The sequence below is a fragment of the Lysobacterales bacterium genome, from assembly GCA_016721845.1.
Taxonomy (GTDB): Bacteria; Pseudomonadota; Gammaproteobacteria; order Xanthomonadales; family Ahniellaceae; genus JADKHK01.
Map to the genome: position 1 here is coordinate 2,179,719 of JADKHK010000013.1, position 25,659 is coordinate 2,205,377.

At 66.7% G+C, this 25,659-nt stretch carries 24 protein-coding genes and 1 tRNA gene; 12 read left to right on the top strand and 13 right to left on the bottom strand.

Going from position 1 to position 25,659, the window contains the following annotated elements:
* Window positions 1-108: 108 nt before the first annotated feature.
* Both IPP28_17315 and IPP28_17320 read left to right on the top strand, forming a co-directional pair.
* Window positions 109-1,533 (top strand): MFS transporter, encoded by a 1,425-nt coding sequence (locus tag IPP28_17315; protein MBL0042758.1) that lies wholly within the window; start codon window positions 109-111, stop codon window positions 1,531-1,533.
* The gene (locus tag IPP28_17320) at window positions 1,530-2,357 is read left to right on the top strand and encodes a CPBP family intramembrane metalloprotease (protein MBL0042759.1); all 828 of its coding nucleotides are present in this window, start codon (window positions 1,530-1,532) and stop codon (window positions 2,355-2,357) included. The genes IPP28_17315 and IPP28_17320 overlap by 4 nt, the downstream gene beginning before the upstream one ends.
* Before the next feature lie 50 nt (window positions 2,358-2,407).
* Here the strand turns inward: IPP28_17320 and IPP28_17325 are convergent.
* The 3 genes from IPP28_17325 to rplM form a co-directional block, all read right to left on the bottom strand.
* Window positions 2,408-2,481, bottom strand: a tRNA-Gln gene (locus IPP28_17325).
* 9 nt (window positions 2,482-2,490) lie between these two features.
* Window positions 2,491-2,883 carry a 30S ribosomal protein S9 gene (rpsI, locus tag IPP28_17330; GenBank protein ID MBL0042760.1) on the bottom strand — a complete coding sequence of 131 codons (393 nt, stop codon included), beginning with the start codon at window positions 2,881-2,883 and terminating at the stop codon, window positions 2,491-2,493.
* 13 nt (window positions 2,884-2,896) lie between these two features.
* Window positions 2,897-3,328 (bottom strand): 50S ribosomal protein L13, encoded by a 432-nt coding sequence (gene rplM, locus IPP28_17335; protein MBL0042761.1) that lies wholly within the window; start codon window positions 3,326-3,328, stop codon window positions 2,897-2,899.
* A 298-nt stretch (window positions 3,329-3,626) separates the two neighbouring features.
* Here rplM and IPP28_17340 point away from each other — a divergent pair, with 298 nt between their 5' ends.
* From IPP28_17340 to IPP28_17350, 3 genes are read left to right on the top strand one after another with little or no spacing between them, the layout of a single operon-like run.
* A complete protein-coding gene (locus IPP28_17340) occupies window positions 3,627-3,983 on the top strand; it encodes a PilZ domain-containing protein (GenBank protein MBL0042762.1) in 357 nt (118 codons plus the stop codon).
* Window positions 3,980-4,438 carry a DUF192 domain-containing protein gene (locus IPP28_17345; GenBank protein MBL0042763.1) on the top strand — a complete coding sequence of 153 codons (459 nt, stop codon included), beginning with the start codon at window positions 3,980-3,982 and terminating at the stop codon, window positions 4,436-4,438. The genes IPP28_17340 and IPP28_17345 overlap by 4 nt, the downstream gene beginning before the upstream one ends.
* A 40-nt stretch (window positions 4,439-4,478) precedes the next feature.
* Window positions 4,479-5,336 (top strand): tetratricopeptide repeat protein, encoded by an 858-nt coding sequence (locus IPP28_17350; GenBank protein ID MBL0042764.1) that lies wholly within the window; start codon window positions 4,479-4,481, stop codon window positions 5,334-5,336.
* Here IPP28_17350 and IPP28_17355 read toward each other — a convergent pair.
* Entirely contained in the window at window positions 5,329-5,520 is a 192-nt protein-coding gene (locus IPP28_17355) for a rubredoxin (GenBank protein MBL0042765.1), read from the bottom strand. The two genes, IPP28_17350 and IPP28_17355, sit on opposite strands and share 8 nt — an antisense overlap.
* Before the next feature lie 93 nt (window positions 5,521-5,613).
* Between IPP28_17355 and IPP28_17360 the strand changes: the two genes are divergently transcribed.
* Both IPP28_17360 and hemL read left to right on the top strand, forming a co-directional pair.
* Window positions 5,614-6,204, top strand: a complete 591-nt coding sequence (locus tag IPP28_17360; GenBank protein ID MBL0042766.1) for a thiamine phosphate synthase — start codon at window positions 5,614-5,616, stop codon at window positions 6,202-6,204.
* Window positions 6,201-7,481 (top strand): glutamate-1-semialdehyde 2,1-aminomutase, encoded by a 1,281-nt coding sequence (hemL, locus tag IPP28_17365; protein ID MBL0042767.1) that lies wholly within the window; start codon window positions 6,201-6,203, stop codon window positions 7,479-7,481. The genes IPP28_17360 and hemL overlap by 4 nt, the downstream gene beginning before the upstream one ends.
* A gap of 1 nt (window position 7,482) precedes the next feature.
* Here the strand turns inward: hemL and IPP28_17370 are convergent, their stop codons facing one another.
* Both IPP28_17370 and IPP28_17375 read right to left on the bottom strand, forming a co-directional pair.
* Window positions 7,483-10,185, bottom strand: a complete 2,703-nt coding sequence (locus IPP28_17370) for an EAL domain-containing protein (protein MBL0042768.1) — start codon at window positions 10,183-10,185, stop codon at window positions 7,483-7,485.
* Complete coding sequence (locus tag IPP28_17375; protein MBL0042769.1) at window positions 10,178-10,597, bottom strand: GFA family protein; 420 nt, start codon at window positions 10,595-10,597, stop codon at window positions 10,178-10,180. The genes IPP28_17370 and IPP28_17375 overlap by 8 nt, the downstream gene beginning before the upstream one ends.
* 50 nt (window positions 10,598-10,647) lie before the next feature.
* Here IPP28_17375 and IPP28_17380 point away from each other — a divergent pair, with 50 nt between their 5' ends.
* Window positions 10,648-11,133, top strand: coding sequence for a DUF456 family protein (locus tag IPP28_17380; protein ID MBL0042770.1), 486 nt, complete (start codon window positions 10,648-10,650; stop codon window positions 11,131-11,133).
* On the opposite strand, the gene IPP28_17385 is transcribed toward IPP28_17380, so the two are convergent.
* From IPP28_17385 to IPP28_17395, 3 genes are all read right to left on the bottom strand, one after another.
* A complete protein-coding gene (locus tag IPP28_17385; GenBank protein ID MBL0042771.1) occupies window positions 11,134-13,881 on the bottom strand; it encodes a diguanylate cyclase in 2,748 nt (915 codons plus the stop codon).
* Between the two features lie 108 nt (window positions 13,882-13,989).
* A complete protein-coding gene (locus IPP28_17390) occupies window positions 13,990-14,226 on the bottom strand; it encodes a hypothetical protein (protein ID MBL0042772.1) in 237 nt (78 codons plus the stop codon).
* Between the two features lie 53 nt (window positions 14,227-14,279).
* The gene (locus IPP28_17395) at window positions 14,280-15,338 is read right to left on the bottom strand and encodes a M20/M25/M40 family metallo-hydrolase (protein ID MBL0042773.1); all 1,059 of its coding nucleotides are present in this window, start codon (window positions 15,336-15,338) and stop codon (window positions 14,280-14,282) included.
* Window positions 15,339-15,442: 104 nt separating this feature from the next.
* Here IPP28_17395 and IPP28_17400 point away from each other — a divergent pair, with 104 nt between their 5' ends.
* Window positions 15,443-15,838, top strand: coding sequence for an MAPEG family protein (locus tag IPP28_17400; protein MBL0042774.1), 396 nt, complete (start codon window positions 15,443-15,445; stop codon window positions 15,836-15,838).
* On the opposite strand, the gene leuB is transcribed toward IPP28_17400, so the two are convergent.
* The 4 genes from leuB to IPP28_17420 are packed head-to-tail and all read right to left on the bottom strand — an operon-like array spanning window position 15,817 to window position 20,431.
* Complete coding sequence (gene leuB, locus IPP28_17405) at window positions 15,817-16,890, bottom strand: 3-isopropylmalate dehydrogenase (GenBank protein ID MBL0042775.1); 1,074 nt, start codon at window positions 16,888-16,890, stop codon at window positions 15,817-15,819. The genes IPP28_17400 and leuB overlap by 22 nt on opposite strands.
* Window positions 16,887-17,462, bottom strand: coding sequence for a 3-isopropylmalate dehydratase small subunit (gene leuD, locus IPP28_17410; protein MBL0042776.1), 576 nt, complete (start codon window positions 17,460-17,462; stop codon window positions 16,887-16,889). Before leuD ends, leuB begins: the two co-directional genes overlap by 4 nt.
* Complete coding sequence (gene leuC, locus IPP28_17415; protein ID MBL0042777.1) at window positions 17,459-18,868, bottom strand: 3-isopropylmalate dehydratase large subunit; 1,410 nt, start codon at window positions 18,866-18,868, stop codon at window positions 17,459-17,461. Before leuC ends, leuD begins: the two co-directional genes overlap by 4 nt.
* Before the next feature lie 3 nt (window positions 18,869-18,871).
* Window positions 18,872-20,431 (bottom strand): 2-isopropylmalate synthase, encoded by a 1,560-nt coding sequence (locus IPP28_17420; protein MBL0042778.1) that lies wholly within the window; start codon window positions 20,429-20,431, stop codon window positions 18,872-18,874.
* 750 nt (window positions 20,432-21,181) lie between these two features.
* Here IPP28_17420 and IPP28_17425 point away from each other — a divergent pair.
* The 3 genes from IPP28_17425 to IPP28_17435 are packed head-to-tail and all read left to right on the top strand — an operon-like array spanning window position 21,182 to window position 25,588.
* The gene (locus tag IPP28_17425; GenBank protein MBL0042779.1) at window positions 21,182-22,825 is read left to right on the top strand and encodes a dihydroxy-acid dehydratase; all 1,644 of its coding nucleotides are present in this window, start codon (window positions 21,182-21,184) and stop codon (window positions 22,823-22,825) included.
* A 36-nt stretch (window positions 22,826-22,861) separates the two neighbouring features.
* Entirely contained in the window at window positions 22,862-23,899 is a 1,038-nt protein-coding gene (ilvC, locus tag IPP28_17430; GenBank protein MBL0042780.1) for a ketol-acid reductoisomerase, read from the top strand.
* Between the two features lie 9 nt (window positions 23,900-23,908).
* On the top strand, window positions 23,909-25,588 hold the full coding sequence (locus tag IPP28_17435; protein MBL0042781.1) for an acetolactate synthase 2 catalytic subunit: 1,680 nt from the start codon (window positions 23,909-23,911) through the stop codon (window positions 25,586-25,588).
* Window positions 25,589-25,659: the final 71 nt, after the last annotated feature.

The window sequence follows — 25,659 nt, forward strand, 5'->3', positions numbered from 1 at the left end:
GCAGACATGGCGTTTCGTGCACGAATTCATTTCATCCAATGCGTCTACCGCCTGTTTTCGGTCGCGCGTAGCGTGGCTGCATCGCCCACACGCACTTCCGAGCCCGATATGACCGCCGCCTCTGAACCGACCACCGATGTCCGCCGCGAGGCGTCACGGGTGAACTGGACCCTGGCCAGCCTGGCACTGACGATGCTGTTGTCGTCGCTTGGCACCAGCATCGCCAACGTCGGCTTGCCGACCCTGGCCCGGGTATTCGACGCATCCACCGCGTCCGTGCAATGGGTGGTGCTCGCGTACTTGCTGGCAGTGACGTCGCTCGTGGTCAGTGCCGGTCGACTGGGCGACCTGTTCGGGCGTCGCCGCCTGTTGCTGGCCGGAATCGCCCTGTTCACCTTGGCATCGACCCTGTGCGGCAGCGTCGAAGACCTGGTCTCGCTGATCGCAGCGCGTACGGCCCAGGGCGCCGGCGCCGCCCTGATGATGGCGCTGGCGCTCGCCGCGGTCGGCGCCAATGCCGGACGTGGCCGGGTGGGCCGCGCCATGGGTCTGCTCGGCACCGTGTCGGCGATCGGCACCGCCCTCGGACCCACGCTCGGGGGTTGGCTCATTGCCGACTTTGGCTGGTCGGCACTGTTCTTCGTGAACCTGCCGCTCGGCGTGATCGCGTTCGCGCTGGTCTGGCGCCTGCTGCCGCCGGATCTGCCATCGACGCCTGCTCGCTTCGATGGGACCGGCGCCCTGCTGCTGACGCTCGCACTCGTGGCCTACGCGCTCGCGATGACCTGGGGCGGTGGCCACATCGGTGCGGCCAGGGTGGCGCTGCTGGTCGCCGCCGTGTGGATCGGGTTCGGCTTCATCCGCCACGAAGCGTCGACGCGTTCGCCGCTGTTGCAGCCCGAACTGTTGCGTAACCGCCTCATCCGCCGCGGGTTCGCGAGCGGTGCCCTCGCAGCGACGGTGGCGATGACAACACTGGTGGTCGGCCCGTTCTACCTGTCCGGTGCCTTGCACCTCGATGCCACCGGGACCGGCCTGGCCATGTCGGCGGGGCCACTCGTCGCCGCGATCGCCGGCGTCCCGGCCGGACGCAGTGTCGATCGCTGGGGCGCGGAGCGGATGATCGTCGTCGGACTGGTCGCGATGGCACTCGGTGCGTCCGCCCTTGCCGCGGTCGCCACGACGACGGGCGTGCCCGGCTACGTCGTGCCGCTGATGTTGCTGACCACCGGCTTCGCGACATTCCAGGTCGCGAACAACAGCGCCGTGCTGGGCGCCGCCGACAGCGCGCAGCGCGGTGTGGTGTCCGGCCTGCTCAACCTGTCGCGCAACCTCGGCCTGGTGACCGGCGCATCGGCCATGGGCACCGTCTTTGCAGCTGGCGAGAGCATCGTGTCCGGCACGCGCATGACGTTCGCGCTTGCCGCCGCATTGATCGCGGTCGCCCTCGTCATCTGCATACTTCCGGCCCGCGTCCCGCCAACCAGGTTGCAGCAGACTTCAGCACCCGCCGCCGTGTCGAGATCACCGTGATCCAACCCTTCCTCGATCGCCACCGCAAGCTTCGCAATGGTTGGTGGATCCTCATCTTCTTCCTCGTCCTCGGCGCACTGGTCGTACCCGCGACGGTCTTCGCAAATGCACGCGGCATCGAACTCGGACCCGGCGCACAAGCCGTGCTGGCAGCAATCGCCACCGCGATCTGTCTGGCCCTACGGCGCGAAGCCGCAACCACCGTCATCGGCCCGTGGTCGAGTTGGCGCCTCGGCGTACCGCTCGGACTCGCACTCGGGTCCGCCGTATGGGTGACCACGGCCCTGGTGCTGTGGATCGGCGGCCATGTGCACTGGTCCTGGAACGGTCCGGCCGCGATGCTTGCCGCAGGCTTGCTGGATTGCTTGGCCGTCGCCGTCGTCGAGGAACTGGTGTTCCGGGGCTTCGTGTTCCAGCGACTGATCGCGGGAATCGGCGCATGGCCCGCGCAGATCGCGATGGCCGCGTATTTCGTACTGACGCATTCCGAGGGCATCGCGTCCGCAGGTGTCGCACAGCCCATCGCGATGCTCAACATCTTCCTCGCCGGATTGCTGTTCGGCGCCGCCTGGCTGCGCACGCGTTCGCTGTCGATGCCGATCGCATTGCACTTCATGCTCAATTTCGTGCAAGGACCCATTCTCGGCTTCGGTGTCAGCGGCAACGAGTCGGCGGGATTGCTGCAGCCGACCGTCGGCGGCGCCCCCGCATGGTGGACCGGCGGCACCTTCGGACTGGAGGCAAGCCTGCCGGGCACCCTGGTCGTCCTCCTGGCCCTGTGGCTGGTTGCAGGTTCGCCACAGGTTTGGCGCGCCGGGAAATGACCCCATCGCAAAAGCAAAAGGCCCGCATCGCTGCGAGCCCTTTGTTGGATTGGCTGGGAGACTAGGATTCGAACCTAGATAGGCAGAGTCAGAGTCTGCAGTCCTACCATTGGACGATCTCCCAAAAGCGGGATTAGCGCTTCGAGAACTGCGTGGCGCGGCGTGCCTTGTGCAGGCCGACCTTCTTGCGCTCGACTTCGCGGGCGTCGCGGGTCATGAAGCCGGCCTTGCGCAACTGGCCCTTCAGCGAGTCGTCGTAGGCGACCAGCGCGCGCGACAGACCGAGGCGGATCGCGCCGGCCTGGCCGGTGATGCCGCCGCCGGAGACCGTCACCAGCACGTCGAACTGCTCGGTCATGTTCAGGGCTTCGAGCGGCTGACGCACGATCATGCGCGCCGTCTCGCGACCGAAGAACTGGTCGAGCGGTTTGTCGTTGACCACGATCGAGCCCTTGCCCGGGCGCAGGAACACGCGCGCAGCAGAGGACTTGCGACGACCGGTACCGTAATTCTGCGAAATCGCCATGATTGCGTTCCTATCAGCCGATGTTCAGCGCTTGAGGCTGCTGAGCGGTGTGCGGGTGCTCGGCACCCTTGTAGACCTTGAGCTTGCGCGCCATGGCGCGGCCCAGCGGATTCTTCGGCAGCATGCCCTTGACGGCGATCTCGATCGCGCGTTCCGGGTGCGTAGCCAGCAGGTCGCGCAGCGACATCGTCTTCAGGTTACCGATGTAACCGGTGAAGCGGTGGTACTGCTTGTCCTGCAGCTTGTTGCCGGTGACGGCAACCTTTTCCGCGTTGACCACGACGAGGTAGTCGCCGGTGTCGCAATGCGGGGTGTAGACAGGCTTGTGCTTGCCGCGCAGGCGATGCGCGAGCTCGCTGGCGAGACGGCCGAGCGTCTTGTCCGTGGCGTCGACGATGTACCAGTCGCGCTTGACGGTCTGCGCATTGGCGCTGACGGTTTTCATCTGCGTGCTCCGAAGAGGGTCGGGGTCAAAAAAGGCCGACGACTATAGCCGGCACGGCCGGCTTTTGGCAAGTCACCCCGACATCCAGCCGATTCAGGTCGACGGCTCGGGCCGCCCGAAGCGCGCTCGCAAAGCCGCACCGAGCCACGGAATCCGGGATTTTCGCGGCCTAAACGGGCGCCCGGATTCGTCGACATTGTGGCAGCCGCCGGGGTGTCCGGCCAAGTCTGCGACCGCCCTCCTGCCACCGCGCTGGTGCCGCTGTTAGCATCGGGCTTTCGTCGCAACGGAGGCTGCCATGGCCGAACTCTTCGATGACCGCCGCCAGGAAACGCGCTTCGCGACCCAAGGGGAAGGCGAAGTCGACATCCAGGGCAAGTCCGTCCGCGGCACCCTGGTCGACCTGTCCATCAACGGCCTGCGGATGGTGCGGCCGCCGGAGTTTTCGCCGCCGGACGGCAGCCGTTTCGCATTGACCCTGCTGATTCCCGGCGCCGACCCGTTCCGAGCCGAGGTCGCGATGATCCGGCTGGATGCCCAGGCGTTCAGTGTCGAATTCATGGACATGTCGCCCAAGGACTTCGGGCTGCTTACCACCTTGATCGAGCGTTTTGCCCACCTCAGCGCGCAGGCGCGGATGCAGCAGTCGGAATGAGTCCGGTGCGCCCGACCACTCTTTTCGCCCTGCTGGCACTGACGCTGGTCGGGTGCGCCACGGGCAGCGGCGCCCAGGTCGAACTGAAGGGCCACCGTTTCGGTGTTGAAATTGCCGACAACGACGACGAGCGCTCGCGCGGCCTGATGTATCGCGAATCCATGGACCCCGACCACGGCATGCTGTTCGTCTTCGAGGAAGACGCACCGCAGGCGTTCTGGATGAAAAACACCTCGATCCCGCTGGACATCATGTATTTCGACGGTGAACGCCGCTTCGTCAGCGCGCACTATCGGGTGCCGACCTGTAAATACGGTGGCAACAACTGCCCGAGCTACCCGAGCGAAGGCGATGCCCGCTACGTGCTGGAATTGAACGCCGGTGTCGGTGCCGCGCTGTCGCTTCAGTCGGGCGATGTGATCACCTTGCCGGGCAATCTGAACAAAGCGCGCTAGCTTGCTTGACGCCCGACCGCGACGCCCCTATCAAGCGGTCATGGACACCACACTCGCCGCTTTGGACGCCCAGGCCAGCTGGCAATTCCTCCGCAGTGCCCGCGATGAGGACATCCCCTTGCTGTGGGCGGCGCTGCAGATCGCCCGCGACGAATATCCGGCCCTCGATCCGGTCGCCTACGAAGCGGTCGCCACGGCACATTCACAGGCGCTGCGCGCACGCATCGGCAACAGCACCGATTCGCTCGACGCGCTGCGCGCACTGCACGGCCTGCTGTTCGAGGAGCAGGGCTTCAGCGGCAACGACCAGGACTACTACGACCCGCGCAACAGTTACCTCAACGAGGTGATCGAGCGCCGCACCGGCAACCCGATCGCGCTTGCGGTGCTGGAACTCGACCTCGCGCGCCGCGTTGGGCTGCCGCTGCAAGGCGTCTCGTTTCCGGGCCATTTCCTGATTCGCCTGCCGGTCGACAACGGCCTGCTCGTGCTTGACCCATTCAACAAGGGCCGCTCGCTTGATGCCAGCGAGTTGCGCGTGCGCGCCAAACCGCACGTCCCGGGTCGCTCGGTCGACGACGAACAGCTCGGGCGCATGCTGGAACCCGCGCCCACCCGCGCCATCCTGACCCGCATGCTGCGCAATCTGCGCCAATGCTACGTGGAACGCGAGGAATTCGAACGCGCGCTGCGCTGTGCCGATCGCATCGTCTGGCTCGACGATCGCGACCCGGACGAGATCCGCGAACGCGGCCTGCTCTACGCGCGCGTCGGCCATGTACAGGCCGCGCGCGAGGACTTGCGGACCTATCTCGCGGCGCTGCCGCAGGCCGAGGACAACGAACGCATCCGCCAGATCCTGGTCGAGCTGGGCGGACGCGGGGGGCGCCTCAACTGACCTCGGTCATTTCGAAGTCGGCCTTGCCGACGCCACAATCCGGGCATACCCAATCTTCGGGAACATCGTCCCAGCGCGTGCCAGGCGCGAAGCCTTCTTCGGGCAAGCCTTTCGCCTCGTCGTACAGGAAACCGCAGACCACGCAGACGTAGACGCGGAACGGCGTATCGGCAGCCACACTCATCTTTCGATTCCGGAAACGAACAAGGGCGACATTGTGGCAGGCAGCAGCAACCAGCGTCACCGCGTTCGCGGCGTCTATCTGCTGACGCGCGAGATGGCGGACACCGCGACCCTGTGCACAGGCGTCGAAGCGGCATTGCGCGGCGGCGTGCGCCTGCTGCAATACCGCGACAAGAGCGGTAACGCGACGCGCCATCGCGAACAATCACGGGCGCTGCGCGACCTGACGCAACGCCATGGCGCACTGCTGATCATCAACGACGATGTCGCGCTCGCCGCCGACTGTGGCGCGGATGGCGTACACCTCGGCGAACACGATGGCGCCGTCGCTGCGGCGCGTGCGGCGCTCGGCACGCACGCGATCATCGGCACCTCCTGCTACGACGATCTCGTCCGGGCCGAAGCCGCTGCGCGCGCGGGTGCCGACTACCTCGCCTTCGGTGCGTTCTTCGATTCCTCCACCAAGCCGGCGGCACGCCGCGCCGACGTGACCTTGCTGCACCAGTCTGAACGCTTCGGATTGAACCGGGTGGCGATCGGCGGCGTGGATGCGCACAATGCCGGCCCGTTGATCGTCGCCGGCGCCGATGCCATCGCCGTGCTCGGCTCGATCTGGGATGCGCCGGACATCGAAGCCGCCGCCCGCGTCCTCACCGACCTGTTCCCATTTCCGGAGTCCCCATGAACCGCAATGCCGACCTGTTTGCCCGCGCCCAGCAGTTGCTGCCCGGCGGCGTCAATTCCCCGGTGCGCGCGTTCAAGTCGGTCGGTGGCGAACCGTTCTTTGCGGTGCGTGCCGAAGGCCCGTATCTGTGGGATGCCGACGGCGAGCGCTACATCGACTACATCGGCTCCTGGGGCCCGATGATCCTCGGTCACGCCCATCCGGATGTGCTGGATGCAGTCGTGCGTACCGCCGCGCACGGACTTTCGTTCGGCGTGCCGAATCCGCTCGAAGTGACCATGGCGGAACGCCTGGTCGAGCGCGTGCCCGGCCTGGAGATGGTGCGCATGGTCAATTCCGGCACCGAGGCGACGATGTCCGCCATCCGTCTGGCACGTGGCTACACGAAGCGCACGCGCATCGTGAAGTTCGAAGGCTGCTATCACGGCCATGGCGACGCCTTCCTGGTCAAGGCCGGTTCGGGCGCGTTGACACTGGGCCTGCCGAATTCGCCGGGAGTGCCGGCCGCACTCGCCGACCTGACCCTGACCCTGCCCTACAACGATTTCGATGCCGCCGAGCAATTGTTTGCGCAACACGGCACCGACGTCGCCTGCCTGATCGTCGAGCCGATCGTCGGCAATGCCAATCTGATCCTGCCGCGACCGGGCTATCTCGAGCATCTCCGTGAACTGTGCACTCGCCATGGTGCCTTGCTGATCTTCGACGAAGTGATGACCGGCTTCCGCGTCGCGCCCGGCGGTGCGCAAGACCTCTATGGCATTCGTCCCGATCTGTCGACCTTCGGCAAGATCATCGGCGGCGGCATGCCGGTGGGCGCCTACGGCGGTCGTCGCGAGATCATGCAGATGATCGCGCCGAGTGGCCCGGTCTATCAGGCCGGCACCCTGTCCGGCAATCCGGTGGCGATGGCCGCGGGCCTCGCCACCCTCGACCTGCTGGCCGAGCCCGGTTTCTACGCACGACTGGAAGCGCAGACGAACGCGCTGTGCGACGGACTCGAAGCGGCCGCAGCGGAAGCCGGCGTCGCGTTCAGCACCAATCGCGTCTGCGGCATGTTCGGCCTGTACTTCACGCATGAACACGTCGAAACCTATGCCCAAGCGATCGCCAGCGACAGTGCACGCTTCAACCGGTTCTTCCACGCCATGCTGGAACGCGGCGTCTACTTCGCGCCGTCGGCATTCGAAGCGGGCTTCATGTCGATCGCGCACAGCGACGACGTGATCGAGGAGACGCTGGCGGCCGCGCGCGAAGCCTTCGCCCTGATCGCCTGAATCAGCCGCGCGCCGACCCCGCGCGCCGCCATGCCAGCATCTCCGCGACCGGCATCGGCCGGGCCAGATGGAAGCCCTGCGCGTAGCGGCAACCGATGGCACCCAGGGTTTCCGACTGACGCGCGTTCTCGACGCCATGGCCGATCGTGGTCAACGCCATCGCCCGACCGAGCCCGAGCAGGGCTTCGACCAGCGCGCGCGCCGCCCGCTCGTTCGGCGCACCAAGGCGCGCGACGAAATGGCGCGAGATCTTCATCGTGTCGAAGGGCAGGCGCTCGATCGTGGTCAGCGCCGCTTCGCCGATGCCGAGATTGTCGATCGACAGGCGCACCCCGAGGTCCTTGAGTTGCATCAAGGCCGGTCGCAACTGCTCGCCACGACGCTCGCCGATGCGTTCGTCGAACTCCAGCACCAGGCGTTCGGCCGGCCAACCGTTCGCGGCCAGCATCGCGGCGAGATCGCGCACGAAATCGACGTCTTCGAGTTGCAGTACCGAAATGTTGACGGTCAGCAACAGCGCCGGCGCATCGAGTTCTGCGGCGAGACGGCCGGCATCGCGCAGCGCATGCACCAGGACATGGCGGCCGAGTGCGTCGATCAGGCCGGCCTCTTCAGCCGCAGCGATGATGTCACCCGGCGCCAGCGGCTCGTCGCCCTGCGACCAGCGCAGCAACGCCTCGACCCCGATCAGCGCGCCATCGTCGAGCGCGACGATCGGCTGGTAGTGCAACGCGAATTCGTCGCGTGCCAATGCCCGCCGCAGCGCCTGATGCAGTTCCAGCCGAGTGCCGACAGCCTGCTGCATGGCCGGCTCGTACACCGCAACGCGCGCCCTTCCACCGCTCTTGGCCTTGTACACGGCGAGGTCGGCATTGCGCATCAGCGCGTCGGCGCTGTCGCCATCCTGCGCGAACGCGACGCCGACACTGGCGCCGATCACGGTCGGTCGCGCATCGACCACCAGTGGCATCGACATCACGTGCAACACGCGCCCGGCCACGCCGATGACTTCGTTCTGCGAACCGGCATCCTCCAGCAACACCGCGAATTCGTCGCCACCGAAGCGCGCGACGGTATCGACCGCGCGCACGGTATCGACCAGGCGTTGGCCGATCAGCCGCAGCAGATGATCGCCGGCGAGATGGCCCAGCGACTCATTGATCAGCTTGAAATGATCGAGGTCGAGAAAGAGCACGGCGACACTGCCACCCAGGCGCCGTCGTCGCACCAGGGACTGCATCAGGCGATCGATGAACAAGGCACGATTGGCCACGCCGGTGAGCGGATCGTGCAGCGACTGGTGGCGCAAGCGCTCTTCCAGCGCCACCCGCTCGCTGATGTCGCGCACGTTCACGACCAAGCCCTGCACGGCGGCGTCGTCGAGCTGGTTCGAGAGCGCGTTCTCGCAGGTCAGCCACTGATCGTCGGCGCGGGCGATGCGCCATTCGACCGTGGTGTCACCACCGCCGCGGCGGATCTCGTCGAGCGCCGTGCGTGCCCGCATCTGGTCGGCGGGATGAATCAGGTCCAGCAAGGCCGCCCCGACCGCCGGCGTGGTCGCATTGAACAGGCGCGCCGTGCCGGGACTGGCGTAGCGCACGCGCAAGTCCGGGCCGAGCAGGAAAATGGCTTCTGCCGATCGCGATACCAGGGCCGCCAGCCGGCGCTCGGCGAGCTGGCGCGTGTCGGCAAGGGCCTGGTCCTGATGGCTGCGCGCCGCCAGCCACTGGCGCAGGAACACGGTGCCGGCGAGCGCCGCGCCGATCAGTGCCAACGGCACCAGGTCGCGCGCTTCCGACAGGATCCCGACCACCAGGACGCCCATGCCGGTGGCGATCGCGAGATACGGCATCAGGCGCGTGAATTCACGCGACAGATACGTACCACGCACGAAATCCGCGTGACGCTTGCCTCGCCAGGCCATTTCGGTGGCGGCCAGGAACAGGCAGGCGCCGATCAACCAGCCCAGATCGCCGAGGTCACCGGTGTCGTAGTTTTCGAGCAGGGCCAGGATCGACCAGGCCGAGTCGGCACAGAGATAAAGCGCGATTGCCGCACACAGCAATTGGTAGGGCCGACGCTCGACGCCTTCGGGCAGGCGCATCATCAGGCTGGCCACGCCGAACAGGGTGATCGCGCCGAGGAACGGGTAGAGGGTCAAGGTCAGCACCTGCAGCAGGCCATGCGGCCCGCTGTGGTCATCGAGAATCGGATGCACCACGAATTCGGCCAGCAGCATCGCGCCGGCCAGACCGACTGCAACGACATCGAGCGCGAACAAGGGGCGTTCGGCACGGGTCTGAGAGGGCGGCGTCAACAGCAACAGCCCGGCGAACATCGCGATGAAATAGGCGTAGAACGGCAGGTTGACCCAGTTGTAGGTCGGGTCGATGCCGAGCACCGCCTCGTACCAGCCGAAAGCGGCGAAACCGAATCCGTCGCACAGCAGCGCCAGTGCGACCAAAGCCCAGCCGCGACGCTGACGCGAATCAAGATGGGCTAGGCGCGCCAGGCGGGCGGCGTAGACCGCTGCAAGCAGCACCGGCGGCACCGTGGCCCAATTGCCGATGGCCAGTCGCAACGCCGGCGGAAGCGCGATGCCGAACATCAACAGCAGCCACAGCAGCGGCAGCGCGAACATCGCCGTGGCCACCGGTCCCGGCCGCGTAGCCGCAACACGCTTCAGGGCGAACGCTTCAGCCATCGCGGACGCCATCGTCGCTGAGCGCACGCAGGGCATCGGCATGCTGCTCCCAATGTTCGCCGTCGAAGGGCGTGACCGTCAGCTTGCGCACGCTGCCGCGATCGAGCGCGCGCACGTTCACGTCGATGCCATCGGGATTCGAGCGCGGCACATAAAAACCCTTGACGCCGCAGACGCGGCAGAACAAGTGGCGCGCGACCCCGGTGCCGAAGCGGTATTCGGTCAGCTCGGACTCGCCGGCCATCAGCCGGAATGCCGAACGCGGCACGATCAGATGCAGAAAACCGCTGAGCCGGCACATCGAGCAGTTGCAATCGAGCGCCTCGATCTCGGCCGGCGCCTCGACTTCAAAGCGCACGCGCCCGCAGTGGCAAGCCCCACGATGCGTCACGACGTCTGGATTTGCGCTCATGCGTGCATACATCGGACAGGCTGCACCCCGCAGCATCGGGATTGTCGCTCATGGATCCGGCCATTGGATATGCATTCGCACTGGTCTTCATCCTGGTCGGGCTGGCCGGCATGGTGCTGCCCGCCCTCCCGGGCGTGCCGCTGGTATTCGCCGGCCTGCTGCTCGCGGCCTGGAGTGACGGTTTCCAGCATGTCGGCGGCTTCACCGTACTGCTGCTCGCGGCCTTGACCCTGTTCGCGGTGGCAGCGGACCTGGTCGCGAGCGCATTTGGCACGCGCCTGGCAGGCGCCAGTGCCTGGGCGTTCGCCGGTGCCGGCGTCGGCGCCGTCATCGGCTTGTTCTTCGGCATCCCCGGCGTGCTGCTGGGGCCGTTTCTCGGTGCATTGCTCGCGGAATGGCTGGTGTTCCGCAATCTCGGGCGAGCGGCCAAAGCCGGCGGTGGCGCCGCAATCGGCCTGCTGATCGGTGTCGCCGTGAAGATCGCCGTCGTGTTCACGATGCTCGGCGTGTTCGCGCTGGCCTGGTGGATCGACTGATCAGCGACCGCTCTCCGAAAGGCGTCCGCCCAGCCACGGCAAGAGGTGCTCCAGCGCCATCGGCTGAGCCAGGGCGGTGCCGATGCCGTAGAGGCAACCGAGCTCGCTGAGTGCGTCGCGAATCTCCGGGGTGTCGACGCCGGTCGCGATAGCGCGTGCACCGAGTGCTTCGGCCAGCGCCACGACGCCGCGCACCAGCGTGTGGCCACGCCCCCCCACCTGCAGCCCCTGACTCAAGCCACGCGACAGGATCAGCGCATCGAACAGCGGTTCGTGCAGCGCCGCGAGCGATGAAGCGCGACTGCCGAAACGCGCCAGTGCCAGACGCACGCCGATGCCGCGCAACTGCCTGAGCGGCCGCAAGGCCAGTTCGCTGTCTCCGCCAAGCGCTTCTTCGCTGACCGCGACCATCAGGTTCACGGCCGGCATCCCGAGCTGGTCGAGCAGGGCGGATACACGCGCGACCAACCCGGCTTGCTGCAGATGCCGGGCGTCGAGCGGAATCAGCAGCGATAGCGCCCCGGCGGCCGGCTGATAGCGCATCAGGTTCGTGTACTCGCGTTGCGCCGTGGCCAATACCCATTCGCCCAACCGGAATGCGACATCGGCGTCGTGCACCACTTCGCGCAAGCGTTCGATCGGAAACGGCGCCGTCGCCGGATCACGCCAGCGCAGACGCGGCCGCAGCGCGATCGGATAACCGTCGACCAGACCGACGATCGGCTGCAACTGCACGGTGAAGCGATCGTTGTCGAGCGCGTCCGGCACCGCCGCCTGCAGCGCCAGGCGTTCGACCACGCGTGCATGCAGGGCCGGCTCGAAGATGTGATATCGATTCGGACCGGCCTGCTTGGCCGTGCTCACGGCCGTGTCGGCGTCGCGCAGCAAGTCGTCGGGACTGGCGCCGTCGCGTCCCACCGCGACGCCGATGCCGGCGCTCAGGCGCAGGCTGTGGCGCCCGATCCGGAACGGCCCCTGGAAACTCGCGAGCACGCGCTCCAGACGTGTGTTCAACAGGCCCGGATCGCCGACATCGTCCAGCATCATGGCGAATTCGTCGGCACCGAGGCGGGCCAGCGAATCGCCGCTGCGCAGGCTGCTCTTCAAGCGCTCGGCGACCAGCACGATGACCTGATCGCCGGTGGCATGGCCGAGACTGTCGTTGATCAAGCGGAACTGATCGAGATCGAGCACGGCGACGGCAACCCGATGCCCGTCGCGCCGCGCATGGCTGTCCGCGCGCCCGACCCGGTCGAGGAACAACTCTCGGTTCGGCAACTGTGTCAGCGCATCGTGCAGCGCCTCGTGCTGCATCTGCTCCTCGAGCCGGTGGTGTTCGGTCACATCGCGCACGTTCAGCACGACGCCCGCAAGGTTGGGATCATGGCGTTCGTCGGTCACCGTCGTTTCGGTCTGGGCATGGCTGCCGTTGTCGGCGGCAAAACGCAGCATCAACTTGCCGCCGCGACGACCGGTATCGCGGTCGAGCCCGGCGAGCAGGGTTCGCAAGGACTCGGCATCGTCGGGCGGCAGGAAATCGGTGATCGGCAGACCGATCAGCCGGACCGGCCGGGTCGCCAGCAGGCGCAGCGCGGACGGACTGGCATAGACGATACGGAAATCCTGGTCGAGCACGAAGATGCCGTCGGCGGCATTTTCGATCAGCTTGGCGAGCCGGCTTTCACTGGACAGTCGCGTGCGCTCGCTGAGCAAGCTGGCGTTCTCGCGGCTGGCCAGGGTCTGGCGTGCGACGACGCAGGCGATCAGCACCGCCCCCCAGGCCAGCAGGCTGGGCAGCGCATCGCTTCGCATCGGACCAGCATCGATGGCGACGGCCGCGATCAGCGCATAGCCGGCCGCCAACGCCAGGTAGGGCAACGCCGCAAAGCGACCGATCCGTTCGCCGCGGCGCTCGTTGAAGGCATGCGCGCGCCGCCGCGCGGTGTCGGCCATCAGCACGAAGCACAGCGCCTGCGCGAACCAGAGCAGTTCGGCGAACACGCCGGACGCACCCGCGAGCAACTGCAGCAGGATCCAGACCAGGTCGCCCGCGAGACTGGCCGCGAGGGCGAGGCCGAGCAGCAGATAGACGCTGCGCGTCGGCCCGGTGGGCAGGCGCAACCACACGGTGGCGATGCCCACCAGGGTCAACAGGTCGCCAACCGGATAGGCAATGGCGACCCAGGCGACGAGCGGATCGGCATGGCTGTTCGCAATCAATGCGGGACGAATGCCGAGATGCCAGACGAACATGCCGCCGCCGACCGCCACGGTGGCGCAATCGAGCAGGAATTTGGCGAGGTCGCTGCGGCCGCTGAAGACCCGCGGCAATTGCAGCAGACCGGCCAGCATGAGCGGGAAATAGCTCAGATAGAAGGCATCGGAGAGGCCGAGCACGGGATTGGGGTCGCCGTGCAGGCTGGTCAGCGCGCGATTCGCTTCACCGAGGAAGATCGCGGCAATCGCTGCCCCGATGCACAGCCAGGAGCGGCGGACCCGTCCGGGGTGCAGGTGCGCCAGGGCGTGATGCAAGACCAGGGTGGCGGCGACCAGCAGCAAGACCGCACGCATCAGGGCATAGACCACTTCCGGACGCGGCGTACCGGCCAAGGCCGGCAGCAATACGAAGGCTAGCCACAGGATCGCCACCAGGCACGCGAACACGCTCGCGCGATAACCGCGCAACAGCCCGACGGGCTCGCTCCGATTCGTGCTCCGGTCTGCGTCCTGCTGCGTCGCATGTGCCATCGGCTGCCTCCTGCCAACCTGTCCGATGGTGCCATCAGCGCCGGTCAGGGCCAATCACATGGGCGATCCCACGGCGGTCAATCTTTGTGCTGCATCGGGGCGGGCCGATCAGGCGGCGGGTGCGGCGCCGATCAGTTGCCGGATCAACGCCGCGATCTCGTCCTTGCCGCCGGTCACGGTCATGAACGTGTCGCGGGTGAATGCCGTGCCGAAGGTGACCGCGTATTCGACGCGATCGTTGCCGTCCTCATCCATGCTCGGATACGAATCCGGCTTGCTGACATAGGCGATGCGGTTGGCGTCGATGATGTTGCCGTTCGGCAATTTGACCCAGCGGGCGGCCATGGCGAGTCCTCGTGATCAGGTTGGCGATCAGGCGAGCATAGCGCCGCGATCACTCAATCGGCCGCATCCGCGGCGGCCAGCAGATTCAGGCTGAAGCCGGCGACGTTCACGAAGAAGTCGGGATCGATCGCCGCGTAGGTATCCGTCGGTCGATGGTAATCGGCGTGATCGGGAACCCCGAGGTAGAGGAAGGGCACGCCCGCATCGTGGAATGGACCGTGGTCCGATGCCGACACCCAATCATCCGGGTCCCAGAACGGGCGTGGCTGGTCGTGGCCATAGAGCACGACGATGGGCGCATGGGCACGCAGCGGATCGGTCAACGCCTTCAGCTCCGGATGTTGCCAGGTGCCGGTGACGAACAGTTCGTGGTCGACACTGCGCGAGAGCATGTCGAGGTTGAGGACGAGCCGGATCTGCCCGATCGGGACCAGACCGCTGGCAACGAAGTGCCGGGCGCCGGCGAGGCCGGTTTCCTCGCCATCGAACAACGCAAATACGACGCTGTGGCGGGGCGGATGCGCGCGCAGACGGGCGGCGGCCGCCAACACGGTCGCGACGCCCGAGGCATTGTCGTCCGCACCCGGATACATCTGGCCGCCGCGCTCGCCGAGATGGTCGTAATGCGCGCTGAGCACGAGGTAGTCATCGGGCCGCTCGCGGCCGCGAATCACGCCGAGCAGATTGACGCCATGCGTCTCGATGCCGCCAGTCCAGAACTGGCGGATACGCCGGCGCGTGAACGTGAACGGCTGGCGATAGTCCGGCACCATCGGCGCGATGCCGATCTGACGCAATCGTGCGACCAGATGTTCCTGCGCCAGGCGTCCGCCCGCGGTATCCACTCGCCGTCCGGCATACTTCGGCGACGCCAGTTCACGGACATCGCCGAGCAGGGTCTCGCGATCCAGCACATTCCCGGACGGATGCACGGTCCGCTCCGCCAGCATCGCCCGCTGACCCGGCCAGTTTTCACGTTCCGGCGAGAACGAATGCGCGTAGATCACCCCCGCAATGGCCACGACCAAGGCCAGGACCAGCACCCGTTTGAGACGTCGCCACAACCACGCGCGCACACGCTGCCCACGCGACCGCTCCACGATGACCTGCATCCCGATCTCCCGCAAACCGCCACCTTAGCCGGCTTCCATGCCCGCCTTCATCCGCCGGAAGTCTCGCCGCCTCGATATGCTCGCCCCAACCTCAGGAGCGCGCCATGACCATCACCCCGATCTACGCCGGCCTGCTGGCCATCGTCTACTTTCTGCTGAGCTGGCGCATCATTTCGATGCGCGGTCCCGGCGGACCGAGCTTCGGCGACGGCGGCGATCCGGTGCTGCTGCGGCGCATCCGCGCCCATGGCAACTTCGCCGAGTACGTGCCGTTCTTGCTGATGATGATCGCCCTGCTCGAACTCGGCCATCAACCCGCCTGGCTGCTGCACGGCCTCGGCGCGACCCTCGTCATCGCGCGCCTGCTGCATGGATACGCGCTGTCCTTCACCGCCGGCTTCAAGTTCGGCCGCTTCTGGGGCACGGCACTCACCTTCCTGCTGCTGCTCGTCTGCGGTGGACTGTGCCTGTGGCAAGCCTATGCCGCATACGCCGCCTGAGCGGCCATGAGTCGCGCGATCACCGCCGCGGTCGCATCGGCGGTGGTGGCGCTGCCCCCGAGATCGCGGGTGCGAATGCCATCGCGGATCGCTGCGTGCACGGCGGCTTCCAGCGCCACTGCGGCTTCCGGCGCACCCAACGATTGCCGCAACATCATCGCCGCACTCTGGATCGTGCCGTAGGGATTCGCGAGGCCCTGGCCGGCGATATCGGGGGCGGAACCGTGGATCGGTTCATAGACGCCCGGACCCGAATCGCCCAGCGACGCGCTCGGCATCAGCCCGAGCGAACCCGACACCGCCGCGCATTCGTCGGTCAACACGTCACCGAACAGGTTCTCGGTGACGATGACATCGAAGTCGCGCGGGCGACTGACCAGGTACATCGCCATCGCATCGACCAGCAGGTGTTCGAGCTGCACGTCCGGGAATTCGTCGCGAACGACACGCGTGACCACGTCGCGCCACAGTCTTGATGTCTCCAGCACATTGGCTTTGTCGACCGAGGTGAGCTTGCCGCGACGACTGCGCGCAAGCCGCGCGGCGGTGCGCACCACGCGTTCGACTTCGGCCACGGTGTAGGCGCATTCGTCGGTCGCACGCGTATCGCTGCGCGTGCGTTCGCCGAAATAGATGCCGCCGGTGAGTTCGCGCACGACGACCAGGTCGACACCGTCGATGCGCTCGCGCTTGAGCGGCGAGGCATCGACCAGGGCCGGATGCACTTGCAGCGGCCGGATGTTCGCGTACAGGCCGAGCTCGCTGCGCAGCCGCAGCAATCCGGCTTCGGGACGAATCGCCGTCGGCACATTCGCCCACTTCGGACCACCCACGGCACCCAGCAGGATGGCGTCGGCGGCCCGACACGCGGCCAGCACCTGCACCGGAAACGGATCGCCATGGGCATCGATGGCGGCACCGCCGAACGCATGCGCTTCGAAGCTCAGGCCGAGCTGCCGCTGCGCATCGAGTGCGCGCAACACCTCGACCGCGGAAGCCGTGACTTCAGGCCCGATGCCATCGCCACCCAGCACCACGATGTGGCGGCTCATGCCCGCATTCCTTCGAACCGCGCGATCGCATCGGTCCGTGCCAGCAGATAGCCGAGTTCATCGACGCCATCGAGCAGGCATTGCCGCGCAAAGGCGTTGATCGTGAAGTCGATCGGCGCTTGGCCGATCCGTCCGATCCGTTGCGCGCGCAGATCGATCGTCAATGTCTCGCCCGCGGCGGCGAGCAGGCTCGCGTGCTCGGCGGGCGAGACGACGATCGCGAGCAGCCCGTTCTTCAACGCGTTGCTGCGGAAGATGTCGGCGATCGCGGTGCTGATCACGGCGCGGATGCCGGCATCGAGCAGGGCCCAGGGCGCGTGCTCGCGCGAGGAGCCGCAACCGAAGTTGTCACCGGCGATCAGGATGCCTGCGCCTGCGTTCTCCGGGCGGTTCAGCGCAAATTCCGGGTTCGCGCTGCCGCCCTCGCGCCAGCGCCAATCCTGGAAGGCATGCCGACCGAGGCCGGCCCGCGACGTGGTGGTGAGGAAGCGCGCCGGAATGATCTGGTCGGTATCGATGTTCGCGATCGGCAAGGCGACGCTGCGCGACGTGATGAAGTCGATGCCGCTCATGCCGCGATCTCCTGCTGATAGGCCCGAGGATCCGCGACGACCCCCGCGACCGCCGACGCCGACGCCGTCGCCGGACTCGCCAGCACCGTGCGCACACCCTTGCCTTGTCGTCCTTCGAAATTGCGATTGCTGGTGCTGATCACCAGTTCACCCGGCTTGGCGATGTCGCCATTCATGCCGAGGCACATCGAACAGCCGGGCTCACGCCATTCGGCACCGGCCGCGCGGAAGATGCGATCCAGGCCTTCCGCCTCGGCCTCGCGCTTGATGCGCTCGGAGCCGGGCACGACCAGCATGCGCACATGCGCGGCAATGCGGCGGCCACGCAGGATGTCTGCGGCATCACGCAAGTCGTTGATGCGGGAATTCGTGCAACTGCCGATGAAGACGACATCGACATGCGTACCCGCCATCGGTGCGCCCGGCGTCACGCGCATGTAGTCGAACGCACGCGCATTCGCAGCGGCGTGAGCCGGAAGCGCAGCATCGATCGCGACCACCTTGCCGGGGTCGGTGCCCCAGGTCACCGTCGGGCTCACCGCGGTCGCGTCGATATCGATGCTCCGGTCGAAGGTGGCGTCCTCATCCGTACGGAATGCGCGCCAACGCTTGGCAGCCGCGTCGAAGGCATCACCTTGCGGGACCTGGCGACGGCCGCGCAACCATTCGATCGTCGTGCTGTCGGCGCCGATCAATCCGGCACGCGCACCCATCTCGATCGACATGTTGCACAGGGTCATGCGCTCTTCCATCGTCATGGCGCGGATCGCATCGCCGCGGAATTCGATGACATGGCCGGTGCCGCCCGAAACGCCTACCTGTCCTGCGATGTGCAGCGTCAGGTCCTTCGCACTTACCCCGGCGGGCAAGCGGCCATGCACGTTCACCGCCATGGTCTTCGGCTTGTGTTGCAGCAGACATTGCGTCGCCAGCACATGCCCGACTTCGGTACTGCCGATGCCGAACGCCAGCGCACCGAACGCGCCGTGCGTGCTGGTATGGCTGTCGCCGCAGACGATGGTCATGCCGGGTTGGGTTGCGCCGAGTTCCGGCGCCATCACGTGCACGATGCCGCGGTCCGGTGATTCGTATCCGTGCAGGGTGATGCCGAAGTCGGCGCAGTTGCGGATCAGCGCATTGACTTGCGCTTCGGTCGCGGCATCGAGGTAATCGCGCGAACCATCGGCGCGTGCCGGCGTCGTCGGGGTCGAGTGGTCCAGCGTGGCCAGCGTTCGCTTCGGCTGGTGCACGCGCAAACCGCGTTCGCGCAATTGCGAAAACGCCTGCGGTGAGGTGACTTCATGGACCAGGTGCAGATCGATGTAGATCACCGCCGGCAGACCAACCGCATCTGCTTCGACCAGATGCGTCTGCCAGAGTTTTTCGAACAAGGTGGTGGCCGTCATGGCTCAGCTTCCCGTGGCTGCAAGTTGTGCCTGACGCTCACGCGCGGCGTTGACGCTACTGATGCGATTGATGGCTTCGAGCAAGGCCCGCGCCGAGGCTTCGATGACATCGGTGCTGACCGCCTGGCCGCGATACTCGCGGCCCTCGTGCAACACCCGCACGCTGGCGCGACCCTGGGCGTCGCCGCCGCTGGTCACGCTCTGCAGCGCGAAGTCCTGCACACTGATGCGCACGCCGGTGGCGCGCGTCAGCGCATTCGCGATGGCATCGACCGGACCGTCGCCGACCGCCGCCTCGCGCACCGTGCGCCCGGCGCTGTCGCACAGGGCGATGCTCGCGGTCGGCTCGTTGCGTGTGCCGATCGCGGTCGCAACATGCAATGCATCCATCGTCCATGGCTGTTCGGCACTGTCTTCGACGCCCAGCCACAAGGCTTCAAGGTCGGCGTCGAACACCTCCTTCTTGCGATCGGCCAGACGCTTGTACGCGACCATCAGCGCATCGAGATGGCTGTCATCGATGGCGTAACCCAGCGTGGCCAATCGATCGCGCACGGCGGCGCGACCGCTGTGCTTGCCGAGCACCAGGGAGGAGCCCGGCACACCGACATCCTCGGGCTTCATGATCTCGTAGGTGCTGCGGTCCGCGATCATTCCGTGCTGGTGGATGCCGGATTCGTGCGCGAATGCGTTCTCGCCGACGATCGCCTTGTTGCGAGGAATGGCGTGCCCGATGAACGACGCCAGCAGCCGCGCGCTGCCATACAGGCGCGGCGTGCGGATATTCGTGAACACCGGGTAGCGATCCGGGCGCGTGCGGACCGCCATGACGATCTCTTCGAGCGCCGCATTGCCGGCCCGCTCGCCGATGCCGGTCAGCGTGCATTCGACCTGGCGCGCACCCGCTTCGACCGCCGCCAGCGAGTTTGCGACCGCCAGACCGAGATCATCATGGCAATGCGTGCTGAGGGTGACGCCGTCGATGCCGCGCACCTCGCACTTCAACCGCCGGATCAGTTCGAAGTATTCACCGGGCGTGGTGAAGCCGACCGTATCCGGCACGTTGATCGTGCGGGCACCGGCCTCGATGACGGCGCCGAACAACTGGACGAGGAAGTCGGGTTCGGAGCGCGTCGCGTCTTCGGCCGAGAACTCGATGTCCTCGCACAGGGCACGCGCTTGGCGCACGCCGGCGATCGCACGCTCGATGACCTCGGCCTTGCTCATGCGCAGCTTCATTTCGCGATGGATCGGGCTCGACGCAATGAAGACGTGGATGCGCGGCTGCGCGGCGTCCTTCAGTGCTGCGGCCGTGGCGCGGATATCGGCCTCGTTGCAGCGCGCCAACCCGCAAATCTGCGCATCGCGGACACTGCGTGCGATCGCCTGCACGGCGTCGAAGTCGTCCTCGGATGCATTCGGGTAACCGGCTTCGATCACGTCGACGCCGAGCGATTGCAGCGCTTCAGCGATGCGCAGCTTCTGCGTCCGGTTCAAGGTGCAGCCGGGACTCTGCTCGCCATCGCGCAGGGTCGTGTCGAAAATCCGCAGGCGCTCGCTCATTGACGTCGACTCCGCACCGGAATGGGTCGCAGGCGCGCACGGGGCGCCAGGAAGGTCGCGAACACGCGGTCGATCAGTGCGAGCAGAAGGTTCATGGGTCGGTCCTCGTGGTTCGATTCGGGGCGAAAAAAAACCCCGCGCCGTTGCCGGTGCGGGGTTCTGGATTCCTGATTTCGTCGCTGCTGTTCTAGGTCGAAAAGGCGCCATCCCGCAATGTCGGCGGAATAAGAAGCAGCCCGAGAAGTACCGCGCACACGACCGTTCGCGCGGTGTCGCGCGAAGGTTTCGGGTCGTGGTGCAGTGCAGTGCTCATGGACCGAAGCTCGCATGCGTTCGCGAGAGCTGTCAAGCGCAGGGCAGATGACGAAGCGTCATGTGGCGGGATCACTTCGACCTTCTTCTAAGGTTCGCGCGAGCGCATGCGTGCGAGCTCGGAGACGCCGGTCGCCGCCATGATGCACTGCGACAACTTCTCGCTTGACAACTCCAGAACTTCGCATCTAGGTTCGGGCTCATGACGAACGTCCTCGCCACCACGAACCTGCGCCACGACATCGCGATGTCGTCGGTGGCCGTGGTCGCCAACCGCCGTCTCAACCTCGTAGTACTTATTCGCAGCTTTGCCGAGCGGGATGAGTGCCAGCCCTGATGTAAGACGACGAAATCAGGACTCCACGAAAACCCCGCTCCGAAAGGAAGCGGGGTTTTCGCGTTCTTGGGGTCCGGTTTCTCCACTGCAGAGAGATCCGGATGCGTAGCAATGCCATCAAGCACGGCCCCGACCACGCCCCCGCCCGCGCGATGCTGCGCGCGACCGGGCGCGATGACGCGGCCATCGCCAAGCCCTTCGTCGCCGTCGTGCATTCGTGGTCGGATGTGTCGCCGTGCAACTTCACGTTGCGAGCCGCCGCACAGCACGTGCGCCGCGGCATCGAGGCGAACGGCGGCACCGCGATCGAGTTCAACACCGTCGCAGTGACCGACGGCATCGCGATGGGCACCGCCGGCATGCGTGCCTCGCTGGTGTCGCGCGACTGGATCGCGGATTCGATCGAACTCGCGGTGAACGGTCACAGCCTCGATGCCATGGTCATCCTCTGCGGTTGCGACAAGACCATTCCGGCGGCGGCGATGGCAGCGGCGCGCATCGACGTGCCGACGGTGATCCTCTACGGCGGCTCGATTGCGCACGGCGTGCACCACGGCAAGCCCATCACCATCCAGGAAGTGTTCGAGGCGGTCGGCGCGCATTCGGCCGGCAAGATAAGCGACGCCGAACTGCTCTCGGTCGAGAAAGACGCCTGCCCCGGCGCCGGGGCTTGCGGTGGCCAGTTCACCGCGAACACGATGGCGATGGTGATGACGGCGCTGGGCCTATCGCCGCTCGGTGCGAACGACCTGCCGGCGATCCATGTCGATCGCGCCCGTGCCGGCGAGGACTGCGGCAAGCTGGTGATGGACTGCTACCGCCGCGGCTTTACGCCGCGCCAGGCGTTGACGCCGGCGGCGTTTCGCAACGCCGCGCGATTGGTCGCCGCGACGGCCGGCTCGACCAATGCCGTACTGCATCTGCTCGCGATCGCGCACGAGGCGCAGGTGCCGTTGTCGATCGACGACTTCGACGCGATCTCGGCGATCACACCGGTCATCGCCGACCTCAAGCCCGGCGGTCGCTACACCGCGATCGAGCTCAGCGCAGCGGGCGGCACCACACGCGTCGCGCAGATGCTGAAGGACGGAGGCATGCTCGAAGACCATCCGACCGTCGAGGGGGATTCGATGCTGGCGCTGCTGTCCGAGATCGAACTCGACCCGCAGCCGGAGCCGGTGGTGTATCCGTTGACGCAACCGCTGAAGCCACGCGGCGGCTTCGCGATCTTGCGCGGCTCGTTGGCGCCCGAAGGCTGCGTCGTCAAGCTCGCCGGTCATGGCCGGATGCGCCACGAAGGTCCGGCGCGCGTGTTCGACGGCGAAGCCGCTGCATTCGCGGCCGTGCAAGCCGGCGCGATCCGCGCGGGCGATGTCGTCGTGATCCGTCACGAAGGCCCGGCCGGCGCGCCCGGCATGCCGGAGATGCTGGCGGTGACTGCGGCGCTGATGGGTCGCGGTCTCGGCAGCGACGTCGCCCTGATCACCGACGGTCGCTTCAGCGGCGCCACGCACGGACTGATGGTCGGCCACGTGTCGCCGGAAGCCGCGCGCGGCGGGCCGATCGCGGCCATCGCCGACGGCGACACGATCGTCATCGATGTCGAGACACGTCGCCTCGACTGCCTCGCCGACCTCACGAATCGCATTCCGAAACCGCTGCCCCCACGCGCCACGACCGGCGTGCTGGCGAAATACGCCCGACTGGTCGGATCCGCGTCGCAGGGCGCGATCACGAATCCCTGAATTCATTCCCACCGAACCCCCGAGGAGAAACGCAAGATGAGCCCGATCAACGCCCCGCTGAAAGAACAAACCATCGCCGTCATCGGTTACGGCAGCCAGGGCCGCGCGCATGCGCTGAACCTGCGCGACTCCGGCTTCAAGGTCATCGTCGGTGCGCGCAAGAACGGCCCGAGCTGGCATCAGGCCCAGGCGGACGGACTGGCCGTGTTCGAGCCGGGCGACGCTGCAGGCAAGGCCGACCTGATCGCGCTGCTGACGCCCGACATGCAGCAGCCGAAAGTCTTCGAAGAGTCCATCGCGCCGAACTTCAAGCCCGGCGGCGCGCTGCTGTTCGCGCACGGCTTCAACATCCACTTCAAGCAGATCGACGCGGGCGAAAAATGGGACATCATCCTGGTCGCGCCGAAAGGCCCGGGCGCCCTCGTTCGTCGTGAATACGAGTCCGGCCACGGCGTGCCCTGCCTCGTCGCCGTGCACAAGGATGTCTCCGGCCAGGCACTGACGCGCGCGCAAGCCTATGCGCACGGCATCGGCGGTGCCCGCGGCGGCCTGATCACCACGAGTTTCGCCGAGGAGACCGAAACCGACTTGTTCGGCGAGCAGGCGGTGTTGTGCGGCGGCGTCACCGAACTGGTCGTGCAGGGCTTCGAGACCCTGGTCGAAGCCGGCTACCAGCCCGAAGTCGCCTATTTCGAGTGCATGCATGAACTGAAGTTGATCGTCGACCTGCTGCACGAAGGCGGCATGGCCAAGATGCATCGCTACATCAGCGAGACCGCGCAATACGGCGACCTGACGCGCGGCCCGCGCATCGCGAATGCGGCGACCCGCCAGAACATGCGCGACATCCTGCGCGAGATCCAGAACGGTCAGTTCGCGCGCGAATGGGTCGCGGAATACCGCAGCGGCAATGCCAACTACAAGGCGCTGAAGCAGGCCGATCTCGACCACCCGATCGAAACCGTCGGTGCCCGCCTGCGTGCCCGCATGCCCTGGCTCGATCCGGCCAAGCGCGCGGCACATGCCGAAGCCGCCCCTGCCCCTGCCACCGCGAAAGAACCTGCGACCGCCTGAGCCCGAGCCATGACCCAACGTGACGAGCACGACGAGATCCGAAGCGGCGCCGAATGGCTGATCCATGCCCTCGAAGCCGAGGGTGTGGACACGCTGTTCGGTTATCCGGGCGGCGCCATCATGCCGGTGTACGACGCCCTTGTCGGCTCGAAGCTGCGTCATATCCTCGTACGCCATGAACAGGGCGCGGCACTGGCGGCGGTCGGTTATGCGCGCGCCAGCGGTCGCGTCGGCGTGTGCATGGCGACCAGCGGACCCGGTGCGACCAACCTGCTGACCGGCATCGCCGATGCGTACCTCGACTCGGTGCCGATGGTGGCGATCACCGGTCAGGTGCCGACGCACCTGATGGGCACCGATGCGTTCCAGGAAGTCGACGTGTTCGGCATGTCGCTGCCGATCGTGAAACACAGCTTCGTCGTGCGCCGCACCGAGGACATCGTCGCGACCGTTCGCGAAGCCTTCGCGATCGCCGCCGAAGGCCGACCCGGACCGGTGCTGATCGACCTGCCGAAAGACGTCACCGTGGCGAAGGCGAGGTCACGGGCCAGCACGCGCATCGAGCAGCATCCGGGCGCGCCGCATGGCCGCGACATCGCCCAGGCGCGCGCCTTGCTCGCCGCCGCGCAGCGCCCGGTGATCTATGCCGGCGGCGGCGTCGGCATCGCCCATGCGGAAGCGGCCCTGCAGAAGTTCCACCACGTCACGCGCGCACCCGCGGTGTGCACGCTGAAAGGCCTGGGCGGCGTCGACGCGAACGATCCGCTCTATCTCGGCATGCTCGGCATGCATGGCAATCAGGCCGCGAACTTCGCCGTCGACGAGGCTGACCTGCTGATCGTCGTCGGCGCACGGTTCGATGATCGCGCCACCGGCAAGCTGGATACGTTTGCCCCCAAGGCCCAGGTCATCCATCTCGATGCCGACGCAGCGGAGATTGGCAAGCTGCGCCGCGCCGATGTCTCGCTGCATGGCGATCTGGCGCGCAGTCTGGACGCGATCGCGATGCCGTTGAAGATCGACCCGTGGCGCGCGCATTGCCAGGGTCTGCGCGCGAAACACGCGTGGCGCTACGACGCGCCCGGAGAGGACATCTACGCGCCGCTGCTGCTCAAGCAACTGAGCGACATGGGCGGGCCGCAGATGATCGTCAGCTGCGATGTCGGCCAGCACCAGATGTGGGTCGCGCAGCATTGCCGCTTCGCGCGTATCAGCCATCACCTGTCCAGCGCCGGGCTCGGCACCATGGGTTTCGGCCTGCCGGCAGCGATCGGCGCCAAGCTCGCGTGTCCGGAGTCACCCGTGGTCTGCGTCAGCGGCGACGGCTCGATCATGATGAACATCCAGGAGCTGGCGACCCTGTTCCGCTACGGCATCCCGATCAAGATCGTGCTGCTCGACAATGCCGGCCTCGGCATGGTGCGGCAGTGGCAGACGCTGTTCTTCAACGATCGCCACAGCGAAGTGGACCTGTCCGACAACCCGGATTTCGCAGAACTGGCACGCGCCTTCCGTATTCCGGCCGCGACCATCACCCGTCGTGACGAGGTCGAAGGTGCGTTGCGCACCTTGCTGGATGCACCCGGCGCGTTCCTGCTGCACGTGAAGATCGACGCCAAGGCGAACGTCTGGCCGCTGGTGCCGCCGGGCAAGTCGAACGCGCAGATGATCGAGGCGCAGGCGACATGACAAAGCTTCATGAACCGTATCGAACAATCCGCTTGACAGCACTACACGACCAAACATAGCTTCGGACCCAT

Coding starts and splice junctions, on each gene's coding strand:
- IPP28_17355 (MBL0042765.1), bottom strand. CDS start 5,520: ATGAGTGTGGCTGCCGATACGCCGTTCCGCGTCTACGTCTGCGTGGTC.
- IPP28_17435 (MBL0042781.1), top strand. CDS start 23,909: ATGACCCAACGTGACGAGCACGACGAGATCCGAAGCGGCGCCGAATGG.
- IPP28_17390 (MBL0042772.1), bottom strand. CDS start 14,226: ATGGCCGCCCGCTGGGTCAAATTGCCGAACGGCAACATCATCGACGCC.
- ilvC (MBL0042780.1), top strand. CDS start 22,862: ATGAGCCCGATCAACGCCCCGCTGAAAGAACAAACCATCGCCGTCATC.
- leuD (MBL0042776.1), bottom strand. CDS start 17,462: ATGAGCGGCATCGACTTCATCACGTCGCGCAGCGTCGCCTTGCCGATC.
- IPP28_17380 (MBL0042770.1), top strand. CDS start 10,648: ATGGATCCGGCCATTGGATATGCATTCGCACTGGTCTTCATCCTGGTC.
- IPP28_17360 (MBL0042766.1), top strand. CDS start 5,614: ATGGCGGACACCGCGACCCTGTGCACAGGCGTCGAAGCGGCATTGCGC.
- IPP28_17400 (MBL0042774.1), top strand. CDS start 15,443: ATGACCATCACCCCGATCTACGCCGGCCTGCTGGCCATCGTCTACTTT.
- IPP28_17315 (MBL0042758.1), top strand. CDS start 109: ATGACCGCCGCCTCTGAACCGACCACCGATGTCCGCCGCGAGGCGTCA.
- IPP28_17425 (MBL0042779.1), top strand. CDS start 21,182: ATGCGTAGCAATGCCATCAAGCACGGCCCCGACCACGCCCCCGCCCGC.
- IPP28_17370 (MBL0042768.1), bottom strand. CDS start 10,185: ATGGCTGAAGCGTTCGCCCTGAAGCGTGTTGCGGCTACGCGGCCGGGA.
- IPP28_17345 (MBL0042763.1), top strand. CDS start 3,980: ATGAGTCCGGTGCGCCCGACCACTCTTTTCGCCCTGCTGGCACTGACG.
- hemL (MBL0042767.1), top strand. CDS start 6,201: ATGAACCGCAATGCCGACCTGTTTGCCCGCGCCCAGCAGTTGCTGCCC.
- IPP28_17395 (MBL0042773.1), bottom strand. CDS start 15,338: ATGCAGGTCATCGTGGAGCGGTCGCGTGGGCAGCGTGTGCGCGCGTGG.
- IPP28_17340 (MBL0042762.1), top strand. CDS start 3,627: ATGGCCGAACTCTTCGATGACCGCCGCCAGGAAACGCGCTTCGCGACC.
- IPP28_17375 (MBL0042769.1), bottom strand. CDS start 10,597: ATGAGCGCAAATCCAGACGTCGTGACGCATCGTGGGGCTTGCCACTGC.
- IPP28_17350 (MBL0042764.1), top strand. CDS start 4,479: ATGGACACCACACTCGCCGCTTTGGACGCCCAGGCCAGCTGGCAATTC.
- rplM (MBL0042761.1), bottom strand. CDS start 3,328: ATGAAAACCGTCAGCGCCAATGCGCAGACCGTCAAGCGCGACTGGTAC.
- rpsI (MBL0042760.1), bottom strand. CDS start 2,883: ATGGCGATTTCGCAGAATTACGGTACCGGTCGTCGCAAGTCCTCTGCT.
- IPP28_17385 (MBL0042771.1), bottom strand. CDS start 13,881: ATGGCACATGCGACGCAGCAGGACGCAGACCGGAGCACGAATCGGAGC.
- IPP28_17420 (MBL0042778.1), bottom strand. CDS start 20,431: ATGAGCGAGCGCCTGCGGATTTTCGACACGACCCTGCGCGATGGCGAG.
- leuC (MBL0042777.1), bottom strand. CDS start 18,868: ATGACGGCCACCACCTTGTTCGAAAAACTCTGGCAGACGCATCTGGTC.
- leuB (MBL0042775.1), bottom strand. CDS start 16,890: ATGAGCCGCCACATCGTGGTGCTGGGTGGCGATGGCATCGGGCCTGAA.